Genomic DNA, 4,460 nt, shown 5'->3' with positions numbered 1-4,460 from the left:
GGCGATGTCGGTGCGCGTCTCGTGGCGGCCGAGGGCGATGATCCGCTCGGCGCCGAGCCGCTTGGCGGCCAGCACCGCGCAGAGGCCGACCGCGCCGTCACCGACGACGGCGACCGTGGCACCGGGGCGGGCGCCCGCGCCGAGGGCGGCGTGGTGGCCGGTGCCGAGCACGTCGGAGAGGGTGAGCAGGCCGGTGAGGAGGTGGTCGTCGGAGGCCGCCTCCTTGGGCAGCTTGACGAGCGTGCCGTCGGCGAACGGCACCCGTACCGCCTCGCCCTGGCCGCCGTCGTAGCCGACGGAGCCTCAGAAACCGCCGTGCACGCAGGAGGTGGTCAGGCCCTCGGCGCAGTACTCGCAGGTGCCGTCGGACCACATGAACGGCGCGACCACGAGGTCCCCACGCCGGAGCGTGCCGACGTCGGAACCGGTCTCCTCCACCACACCGAGGAACTCGTGCCCGATCCGCTGCCCCGGCTGCCGGGCCGCCTCACCCCGGTAGGCCCACAGGTCGCTGCCGCAGATGCAGGCGCGCAGCACGCGTACGACCGCGTCGGTGGGGAGCTGCACGATCGGCTCGGGCACGTCCGTCACCCGCATGTCGAACGGGGCGTGGATGGTGGTGGCGCGCATGACGGGGTCCTTCTCGTACCGGGAGGCGGGGATGCCCGGAGATGTGCCGAGCGCACCCACGGTACGCCGTCGGGGGACCGGTCCGCGCCGCGAGGGGCCCCGGACCAGCGGCGACGCTCTCAAGGGCGTTGGCCCGTACCGGCCTTGAGGACGTACACCCATGCGAGGTACAACCCGGTCGGTGGGGCGGGAGCCCCTGGGCGGCCCGGCTGTCGGCGGTGACCCGTATCCTCATTGACCATGCTCGAAGACCCCGCGACCGCAGTGTCCTCGCCCACCCCGTGGCCGGCCGTGTATCCGAAGGGATACGCGGTCGTTGACGTCGAGACCACCGGGCTGGCACGCGACGACCGGATCATCTCCGCGGCCGTGTACCGGCTGGACGCGCGCGGCGAGGTCGAGGACCACTGGTACACGCTGGTCAACCCCGAGCGCGACCCCGGCCCGGTGTGGATACACGGGCTGACGAGCGACGTGCTCGAAGGGGCGCCGCTCTTCACGGAGGTGGCGGAGGAGTTCGCGGCCCGGCTGGCGGACCGCGTGCTGGTCGCGCACAACGCGGTCTTCGACTGGCAGATGATCGCGCGGGAGTACGCGCGCGCCCGGCGAGAGCCCCCGGTGCGCCAGCGGCTGTGCACCATCGCGCTCTCCAAGGAGCTGCGCCTGCCGCTGCCCAACTTCAAGCTGGAGTCGCTCGCCGCGCACTTCGGGGTCGTGCAGCAGCGCGCGCACCACGCGCTGGACGACGCGCGGGTGCTGGCGGAGGCGTTCCGGCCGAGCCTCAGGGCGGCCGCCGCGAGCGAGGTGCGGCTGCCGCTGCTGGAGTGCCGCCCGCTCACCGAGTGGTCGGACACCCCGCTCATCGGCCGTCAGGCGACCGGCGGTTACGGCGGCGGGCGCGGCCCCGGCTGGCGTCCGGCGCGCAAGCGGCCCGCGTGCCCGTACCCCAACCCTGGACGGTACGAACCGGGCAAACGCCTCAAGCAGGGCATGCGGGTCGCCTTTTCGGGTGACACCTCCACCGAGCGGGAGCTACTGGAGGACCGGGCCACCGAGGCCGGGCTGCACGTGGCCACCAGCCTCTCCCGCCTGACCAGCCTGCTGGTCACCAACGACCCCGACTCGGGCACCTCCAAGACCGCAAAGGCCCGCCAGTTCGGCACCCCGGTCATCGACGAGGCCGCCTTCGGACAACTGCTGCGCGACGTCGAAACGGCCGGCTGACAGCCGTACGGACGGGTGATTCCCCGCGATTCGCGCCCGCGCCCGCTCGCGCGGCGGCCGGGTACGGCCCACCCTGAGGCGCATGGCGAGATGTGAAGTTTGCGGCAATGACTACGGAATGACCTTCGAGGTCCACGCACAGGGCGCGGTGCACGTCTTCGACTGCTTCTCCTGTGCCATCCACCGCATGGCACCCATCTGCGAGCACTGCCGGGTGCAGATCATCGGGCAGGGCGTGGAGGTGGAGGGCCACTGGTACTGCGGCGCCCACTGCGCCCGCGCCGAGGGGAAGGCGGGGGTGGTGGACCGGGTCTGACCCGGTACCCGCCCGAATGCGCCCCGCGGCCCGGAGGTACCGTCGTGGGGTGCACCGCTACCGCTTCCTGCTCACCCGCCAGTGGGTGATCCTCACCCTCGTCGTGATCGCACTGATCCCGACGATGATCAGGCTCGGTTTCTGGCAGCACCACCGGTACGAGGAACGCACCGCCCGCAACAACCTGGTCGCGCGGGCCCTGCACGCCGATCCGGTGCCCGTGGAACGGCTCACCTCCCCCGGCCGCGCCGTCACCCACGCCGACAAGTACCGCACGGTCACCGCGACCGGCACCTTCGACACCGCCCATGAGGAGGTCGTCCGGCGCCGCACCAACGCCGACGACGAGGTGGGCTTCCACGTCCTGACCCCGCTGAGGCTGACCGACGGCCGGGTGCTGCTGGTCAACCGGGGCTGGATTCCGGCGAACGGCGCCCAGACCGAGTTCCCGAAGGTCCCCGCGCCCCCGGCCGGGAAGGTCACGATCACCGGCCGGCTGAAGGCCGACGAGACCACCGAGGCCAGCGGCATCAAGCAGCTCGCCGGTCTGCCGGACCGCCAGGTCATGCTGATCAACAGCGCCGACCAGGCCAGGCGCCTCGGCGCCCCGGTGCTCGGCGGCTATGTGGAGCAGACCGCGCCGGCGCCCAGGGGGGACACTCCGGAGCAGATCTCCAGCCCCGGCAGCGAGGACGCCCCGCTGAACTACGCGTACATGATCCAGTGGTGGCTGTTCGCCGCCGCCGTACCCGTCGGCTGGTGGTTCCTGGTCCGGCGCGAGCTGCGCGACCGGGCCGCCGCGGCGGAGCGGGAGAGCGCGGCCGAGGCGGAGCCCGCCACCGTGTGAGCCGGGCGTCACTCCCCCGGCGCACCACCTGATTGGCCGTCAGGCCGCGCGGGGAATCGCCAACCCGTGAACCCGCGCATCGAGGACTATGCCGTCATCGGCGACGAGCAGACCGCCGCCCTGGTCGGCCGGGACGGCTCGATCGACTGGCTCTGCCTGCCCCGCTTCGACTCCGGCGCCTGCTTCGCCCGGCTGCTGGGCGACGAGGACAACGGCTACTGGCGGATCGCGCCGAAGGGCGCCGGCACCTGCACCCGGCGCGGCTACCGCCCCGACACCCTCGTGCTGGACACCGAGTGGGACACCCCCGAGGGCACCGTGCGCGTCACCGACCTGATGCCGCAGCGCGAGAAGGTGCCGGACGTCGTACGGATCGTGGAGGGCGTCAGCGGCCGGGTCACCGTGCGCAGCACGCTCCGGCTGCGCTTCGACCACGGCTCCATCGTGCCGTGGATGCGCCGCGCGGACGGGCACCGGGTGGCCGTCGCGGGCCCGGACTCCACCTGGCTGCGCTCCGAGCCGCATGTGCGGACCTGGGGCGAGGACCTCGGCACGCACTCGGAGTTCACCCTGGCCGAGGGTGAGCGGGTGGCGTTCGTGCTCACCTGGCACCCCTCGCACGAGCCGCGCCCCCGGCTGATCGACCCGTACCAGGCGCTCAGCTCCAGCGTCCGGGACTGGCGGCGCTGGAGCGGGCGGTGCCGCTACGACGGGCCGTACCGGGACGCCGTGGTGCGCTCGCTGATCACCCTGAAGGCGCTCACCTACCGGCCCACCGGCGGGATCGTCGCGGCGGCCACCACCTCGCTGCCGGAGAAGCTCGGCGGGGTGCGCAACTGGGACTACCGGTACTGCTGGCTGCGCGACTCCACCCTCACCCTGGACGTGCTGCTCGCCGCCGGGTACCACGAGGAGGCCGAGGCGTGGCGCGACTGGCTGCTCAGAGCGGTCGCGGGCAGCCCCGAGGACCTCCAGATCATGTACGGGGTGGCGGGCGAGCGCAGGCTCCCGGAGACCGAGCTGCCCTGGCTCGCCGGGTTCGCGGGGTCGGCGCCGGTCCGCATCGGCAACAGCGCGGTGGACCAGCTCCAGCTCGACGTGTACGGCGAGGTGATGGACTCCCTGTGGCTGGCCCGGAAATCGGGCCTGTCGGCCCGGCCGCACATGTGGGCCCTGCAGTGCGCGCTGATCGACTTCCTCCAGGAGCAGTGGCGGCAGCCGGACGAGGGGCTGTGGGAGGTACGCGGCGGGCGCCGCCAGTTCACGCATTCCAAGGTGATGACCTGGGTGGCGGTGGACCACGCCGTACGCACCCTGGAGGAGCACCCCGAGCTGGAGGGCGACCTTTCCCGCTGGCGGGAGCTGCGCGACGAGATCCACGCCGAGGTGTGCGCCAAGGGCTACGACCCCGGGCGCAACACCTTCACCCAGTACTACGGCTCC

The 4,460-nt window shown here is 72.8% G+C and carries 4 protein-coding genes and 1 pseudogene; 4 read left to right on the top strand and 1 reads right to left on the bottom strand.

Going from position 1 to position 4,460, the window contains the following annotated elements; genetic code table 11:
* Positions 1-630: pseudogene (locus GT030_RS10945) on the bottom strand (alcohol dehydrogenase catalytic domain-containing protein); the annotation flags it as partial.
* Positions 631-870: 240 nt separating this feature from the next.
* On the opposite strand from GT030_RS10945, the gene GT030_RS10940 reads away from it, so the two are divergent.
* The 4 genes from GT030_RS10940 to GT030_RS10925 all read left to right on the top strand — a co-directional run.
* A complete protein-coding gene (locus GT030_RS10940; protein ID WP_161200931.1) occupies positions 871-1,854 on the top strand; it encodes a DEDDh family exonuclease in 984 nt (327 codons plus the stop codon).
* A gap of 82 nt (positions 1,855-1,936) precedes the next feature.
* Complete coding sequence (locus tag GT030_RS10935) at positions 1,937-2,170, top strand: hypothetical protein (protein ID WP_078858611.1); 234 nt, start codon at positions 1,937-1,939, stop codon at positions 2,168-2,170.
* 16 nt (positions 2,171-2,186) lie between these two features.
* A complete protein-coding gene (locus GT030_RS10930; protein ID WP_202459952.1) occupies positions 2,187-3,017 on the top strand; it encodes an SURF1 family protein in 831 nt (276 codons plus the stop codon).
* A gap of 66 nt (positions 3,018-3,083) precedes the next feature.
* Positions 3,084-4,460: glycoside hydrolase family 15 protein (locus GT030_RS10925; protein WP_161200929.1), on the top strand; the 1,377-nt coding region annotated here is incomplete at its 3' end.

The sequence above is a fragment of the Streptomyces sp. SID1328 genome, from assembly GCF_009865595.1.
GTDB lineage: Bacteria > Actinomycetota > Actinomycetes > Streptomycetales > Streptomycetaceae > Streptomyces > Streptomyces griseoluteus.
This window is presented reverse-complemented; position numbering and strand designations above follow the sequence as displayed.

Excerpts from the sequence above, each read along its gene's own strand:
- GT030_RS10940 (WP_161200931.1), top strand. The coding sequence starts at position 871 with ATGCTCGAAGACCCCGCGACCGCAGTGTCCTCGCCCACCCCGTGGCCG.
- GT030_RS10935 (WP_078858611.1), top strand. The coding sequence starts at position 1,937 with ATGGCGAGATGTGAAGTTTGCGGCAATGACTACGGAATGACCTTCGAG.
- GT030_RS10930 (WP_202459952.1), top strand. The coding sequence starts at position 2,187 with ATGCGCCCCGCGGCCCGGAGGTACCGTCGTGGGGTGCACCGCTACCGC.